The following is a 5,246-nucleotide window of genomic DNA, read 5'->3' on the forward strand; positions in this document are numbered from 1 at the left end:
GTTAGTGATAACTTGCCAAATGGCATCAGATTAGTAAATGGAGGCAGTAATGTTTCATTCACTATTGCTCTTCTTGAAGCCGGCAAGAATCAGACATTCGCCTTTGAAACCGTTGTTGAGGTAAGTGACGCCGACATTACTAACATTGCTAATGTTACCAGTGACACTTACGACCCTAATGAGACCAATAACGAGGACAATGAAACCATTGAGGTTCCACCAATATCCGACCTGGTCATTGTTAAAACAGTAAGCAATTCAACCCCTCGCAAGGGAGATGTGATTGTCTGGACAATAAGTGTTACCAATAACGGTCCTGATAATGCAAAAGAAGTTTTAATTGAAGATGTGCTGCCGAACGGATTGACATTCATCAGCGGTGATGTATCAAGAAACAATAATCGTATTTACAAGTTAATTGATAAGATAGCTAAGGGGGAAACAGTAAACATTAGCTTCAAAACACGTGTTGATGTTACAAACGTCAATATTACAAATATTGCAGTCGTATCATCCAATAAAACATACGACCCTAATGAAACCAATAATGAGGACAATGAAACAATCAGCGTTGACCCTGAAGCGGACATATCAATTACAAAAACAGTTTCCAATCCTAAACCTAAGAAAGGTGATTTGATTGTATGGACAATTAAAGTCACTAACAATGGACCGGACACTGCATTTGATGTTGTAGTCACCGAACAATTGCCTGAAGGATTGCATCTAACCAAAGCAGTTGGAAGTAAGGGGTCATTCGAGGGCAATGTCTGGAAAATCGGCAACTTGACCAAAGGTCAGAGCGCTACATTGGAACTCACTACAAGAGTACTGATTTCAAACGGCAGGATTGCAAACATTGTTGTCGTCAACAGTTCCACTTATGATCCTAATCAAACCAATAACAATGATACTGAAATCATTGTGGTTGAAGAGGATGACGGTGGAAATTCACCTGTTCCGGCGGATGATGATGACGACAGCGGAACTGATAGTCCTTCCGATAAGGGAAGTCCGGTTAATAATCCGCCTAAATCAAAAATGCATGCTACCGGTAATCCGATAGTAATTGTTCTTTTAGCGCTGTTGGCTGTTTGCGGTATAACATTAAGAAGGAAAAATTAGAATGGGAATTAACTTTCCCATAATTTTATTTTTTTGCTTTTTTTCAAACATTGATTTAATTCATTTAATGATTAAAATTTCGATATTGTCTATCGTTAACTATTATTTTAATCAATGCTATTTTTCAAAATATTGATTCATCACTATATTTTCAGCATTATCCGCAAGTTAATAGGATTCAAACATTTTAAAAGTTATTAGTGAAATATATAATAATGATTAGATTATATTGTGTGATTAAATGAAAAGTGATAATGTTAAAAAAGGAATTCAAAGAGCACCGCACAGATCCCTTTTAAGGGCCTGTGGGCTTGATGATGAGGATTTCAAAAAGCCGTTCATCGGTATAGCAAACAGTTTTACAGACATTGTACCAGGTCACATTCACCTCAGGGAACTGGTGGAATTCGTCAAGGACGGTATCATAGCCGCCGGCGGTATACCATTCGAATTCGACACCATGGCGGTTTGTGACGGTATCAGCATGAACCATGAGGGAATGAAGTACTCCCTTCCTTCAAGGGAAATAATCGCCGCTACAGTTGAGTCAATGACTAATGGCCATGCATTTGACGGTCTGGTATTGATTCCAAGCTGTGACAAGGTGGTTCCGGGAATGATTATGGGTGCGGCACGTGTCAACGTACCGTCCATTGTTGTTACTGGCGGACCAATGCAGTCAGGTGAATACAAAGGCAAGCCGGCTGATTTGATTACAGTATTTGAAGCTGTCGGCGCATACTCCGCAGGTAAGATGAGCGAAGAGGAAGTTATGGAACTTGAAAGATGTGCCTGTCCGGGGGCTGGAAGCTGTTCCGGTTTATTTACAGCCAATACCATGGCCTGTATTGCTGAGACTATGGGATTGTCCCTTCCAAGCTGTGCAACAACCCATGCAAGAACAGAGGAAAACAATCAGATTGCTTATGAGTCCGGAAAACAGATTATTAAACTTGTTGAAGAGGACATCAAACCATCCGACATCATGACTCAGGAATCATTCAACAATGCCATAGCGGTTGACATGGCACTGGGCGGTTCATCAAACACTGCACTCCACATTCCTGCACTTGCAAGTGAAGTCGAGGGTGTGGATGTTGATTTGGAACTATTCGATGAGATATCAAGGAAAGTGCCTCACATTGCACTGATTTCACCTGCCGGTGAGGATTCAATGATGGATCTGCACCTTGCCGGTGGTATCCAGGCGGTTCTTAAGACTTTAGGTGATAAGATTGACACCAATCAGATGACAGTCACCGGCAAGACAATCGCTGAAAACCTCAAAAGCGTTGAAAACAGAAACACTGATGTCATCCATACATTGGACAATCCTGTTCATGAGGACGGTGGAATCGCAATACTTAAAGGTAATCTCGCACCTAACGGCAGTGTCGTTAAAAAAGGTGCAGTGGCAGACCACCTCATGCATCTTAAGGGACCTGCAAAGGTATATGACTCAGAAGAGGATGTTACAAAAGCAATATTTGACCATGAAATCGAGGAAGGTGACATTGTAGTAATCCGTTATGAGGGACCTAAAGGCGGACCTGGAATGCGTGAAATGCTCAATCCAACTTCCGCCCTTGCCGGCATGAACATCAAGGACGTGGGACTTATAACCGACGGCAGGTTTTCCGGCGGAACACGGGGACCATGCATAGGCCACGTATCTCCTGAAGCACGTGAGGACGGCCCGATTGCAGCCATTCAAAACGGGGACATCATTGAAATCGACATTGAAAACAGACTGATAAACGTTGAGCTGACAGATGAGGAAATCCAATCCAGGTTAAAGGATGTAAAACACCCTGAAAGTGATGTTACCGGATGGCTGGCACTGTATCAGAAACTTGTCCACTCAGCCGACACCGGAGCCATCCTGAGGTAGTGTTAATATGGATATACTTAAATACTCAGACATTGATTTGGCTGAAACCGTGAAAAGGTCAGAGCAGGACGTTAACAATGTCCTGGGCACCGTATCCGAGATTCTTGAAAATGTCCGTGTAAACGGTGATAAGGCTGTCGGTGAGTATACTGAAAAATTCGACGGTGTTACAATAGAAAATTTGAAAGTATCCAAAGATGAAATTGCCGAAGCCTACGGGACACTGGACAGTGAATTATTGACCGCTCTTAAAAATGCCGCTTCAAACATTGAGAAATTCCACAAAAAACAGATTCCCGATGAGTGGAATATTGAAGTGACACCTGGAGTTGTTGCAGGTCAGATTGTAAGGCCAATCAATTCAGCCGGATGCTACATACCGGGGGGCAGGGCAGCCTATCCATCATCAATACTGATGACTGTAATACCTGCAAAAATCGCTGGAGTCGAAAAGGTGGTTTGCGTAACACCACCACAGAAGGATGGTAAGATTCTGGATGCTATTCTTGTTGCGGCCGATATTGCGGGGGCTGATGAAATCTATAAGGTCGGCGGTGCACAGGCAATCGCCGCACTTGCATATGGAACCGAATCAGTGCCTCGGGTAGAAAAGATTGTGGGTCCGGGAAATATATTCGTTACCGCTGCAAAGAAACTGGTTTATGGTCAAGTAGATATTGAGTTTCCGGCAGGACCCTCTGAAGTGCTGATTCTTGCTGATGAAACCGCAAACCCAGAGTTTCTTGCAACAGACATACTGGCACAGGCCGAGCATGACCCTAACGCTTCATGCTTTCTGGTAACTGACAGTGAGGATTTGGCCCTAAAGACTGATGAATTCGTAAAGGAACTGACCGTGGTTGCGCCTAGGTGTGAAATTATCGAGGAGTCATTGTCTAAAAGTGGAAAAATCATTATCACTGATACATTTGAAGAAGCAATTCATGTTACAAATGAATATGCTCCTGAACATTTAATCATATCCACTAAAGACGATGATGAAACTTTATCACACATCAACAATGCCGGTTCAATATTTTTAGGCCAATATTCGCCTGTTGCTGCCGGTGATTACGGATCAGGAACAAACCACGTGCTTCCGACAGGAGGAGGTGCAAAGATGTATTCCGGTCTTTCAACCGAAGCCTTCATTAAAAAGCCAACAGTTCAAAGATTAACAAAAGACGGGTTAAAAGAGTTGTCCAAGACTTCAGTTCCTATTGCTGAATACGAGGGATTCTTTGCTCATGCAAATTCATTCAAGACAAGATTAAGGGATGATTAGATGGATTTTGAAAGGGTAGACATGCGCGAGATGAAAGAAGAGGAAATGATCAAGGCCGGGGAAATGGCAGAGATAGTCTTCAAACTCAATCATACATTGCCAAACACTGATGAGTACAACAATCTTTTAAAAGAGTTGTTGGGCGATAATTTAGGTGAAAACAGTCAAATCATAGCTCCTATTGCCGGTGCGGCATTTGACCGTTTGAAAGTGGGCAATAATGTTTTTATCAACTCCAACTCATTGCTGATGGCCCGTGGCGGAATAACAGTGGAAGACGATGTCATGATGGCGGCAAACGTTCAGCTTCTCTCAAACAACCATGACGAGTATGACAGGCAAGTTCTAACCTGCAAACCGATCCATATCAAAAAGGGAGCCTGGATTGGTGCCGGAGCAAGCATCCTTCCCGGTGTTACAATCGGTGAGTATGCTATTGTCGGTGCTGGGGCTATTGTCACAAAGGATGTCGGTGACTATGAGGTTGCCGTTGGCGTACCTGCCAAGGTTGTCAAAACATTGGATAAGGATAAGTTCTGATATCTTATCCGCTTTTTTTATTTTCATTACAATTTTTTAATTCCCTTATAACTTTATTAAATAACTTTAATTTTGATAAAAAAGATTCTACATTATTTAAATATCATTGATTTTAATATATTTTATTCAATAGATGAATTAATAACTTAATTGCCTGATTGGAAATGTAGTTATGTATGTCTATTGTTTCCTCTTGTATTGGAGGTGAGGGATTCATTTTAGGTATTCTGATGATACTTGACATTGTATTGATTATGCTTGATGTCATTGTAATCTATAACCATTACCATGGCTGATAGGGTAATCTCTTATGACTGATGAATTTTGTAAGGTTGGTTCTTGATTTTTCAAAGTACACCCACTGGAAGTTTTGCGTAACTCTTCCCAGCCTTATTTAATTCTTTT

The 5,246-nt window shown here is 41.7% G+C and carries 3 protein-coding genes and 1 pseudogene; all 4 read left to right on the forward strand.

Translation table 11 applies throughout. The features are described 5' to 3' along the window. A pseudogene (locus QZ138_RS11130) lies at positions 1-1,125 on the forward strand (hypothetical protein); the annotation flags it as partial. Between the two features lie 241 nt (positions 1,126-1,366). Then, positions 1,367-3,016, forward strand: a complete 1,650-nt coding sequence (ilvD, locus tag QZ138_RS11135) for a dihydroxy-acid dehydratase (protein WP_292889086.1) — start codon at positions 1,367-1,369, stop codon at positions 3,014-3,016. Between the two features lie 7 nt (positions 3,017-3,023). Then, the gene (gene hisD / locus QZ138_RS11140) at positions 3,024-4,301 is read left to right on the forward strand and encodes a histidinol dehydrogenase (RefSeq protein WP_292889087.1); all 1,278 of its coding nucleotides are present in this window, start codon (positions 3,024-3,026) and stop codon (positions 4,299-4,301) included. Continuing rightward, positions 4,302-4,841, forward strand: a complete 540-nt coding sequence (locus QZ138_RS11145; RefSeq protein WP_292889088.1) for a DapH/DapD/GlmU-related protein — start codon at positions 4,302-4,304, stop codon at positions 4,839-4,841. Positions 4,842-5,246 lie beyond the last annotated feature (405 nt).

This window comes from Methanobrevibacter sp. UBA212 (genome assembly GCF_905233225.1).
Lineage (GTDB): Archaea > Methanobacteriota > Methanobacteria > Methanobacteriales > Methanobacteriaceae > Methanocatella.